This window comes from Achromobacter dolens (assembly GCF_902859745.1).
Taxonomy (GTDB): domain Bacteria; phylum Pseudomonadota; class Gammaproteobacteria; order Burkholderiales; family Burkholderiaceae_B; genus Achromobacter; species Achromobacter dolens.
In genome coordinates this window covers 1-962 of sequence record NZ_CADIJW010000113.1, presented here as the reverse complement: position 1 = coordinate 962, position 962 = coordinate 1, and the positions used below count along the sequence as shown (strand labels likewise).

At 71.2% G+C, this 962-nt stretch carries 1 protein-coding gene; it reads left to right on the top strand.

The features are described from left to right. Window positions 1–962 (top strand): N-carbamyl-l-glutamate amidohydrolase ErtE (gene ertE, locus HV783_RS29330; protein ID WP_175190346.1); only part of this gene is annotated, 962 nt, incomplete at both ends.

Sequence of the window (962 nt, the reverse complement as noted above, 5' to 3'; positions counted from 1 at the left end):
CGCAAGCCCATCGCCACCGGCTCGCACTGCGACACCGTGATGAGCGGCGGCCGCTTCGACGGCATCATCGGCGTGCTGGCCGGCATCGAGGTCGCCCACACCATGCGGGAACACGGCATCGAACTGGAGCACCCATTCGAGGTCATCGACTTCCTGTCGGAAGAACCCAGCGACTACGGCATCTCCTGCGTCGGCAGCCGCGCCCTGAGCGGCCAGTTGAACGCCGACATGCTGGCTGCCCGCAACGCCGACGGCGAGACGCTGGCGCAGGGCATCGCCCGCATCGGCGGCGACCCCAGCGCGCTGACCGCGCCCCTGCGCGGCCCGGACGGCACCGCCGCCTTCGTCGAACTGCACATCGAGCAGGGCCCCGTGCTGGAAAGCCGCCAGCTGCCCATCGGCGTGGTCACCAACATCGTCGGCATCCGCCGCGTGCTGATCACGGTCGAAGGCCAGCCCGATCACGCCGGCACCACGCCCATGGACATCCGCCGCGATGCCCTTGTGGGCGCGGCCCGCATCATCGACGCCGCCAGCCGCCAGGCCAGCGCCGCCAGCGGCAATCCGCACTACGTGGTCGCCACCGTCGGCAAGCTCGCCATGACGCCCAACGCCGCCAACGCCGTGCCCGGCCGCGTCGAGCTGACGCTGGAAATGCGCAGCGACAGCAACGCCGTACTGGACGCCTTCCCCGAAACCCTGATGGCCGGCGTGGCCGCCGACCTGAAGGCCCTGCGCCTAACCGCCGGCTTCGTGCAGTTGAGCCGGGCCCAGCCCACCGACTGCACCCCGCTGGTGATGGACGCGGTGCAGGCCGCCGCCGACCAGCTCGGCTACGCCAGCATGCGCCTGCCCAGCGGCGCCGGCCACGACGCCGTCTACATGGCGCCCACCGGCCCCATCGGCATGATCTTCATCCCCTGCCTGAACGGACGCAGCCACTGCCCCGAGGAGTGGATCGA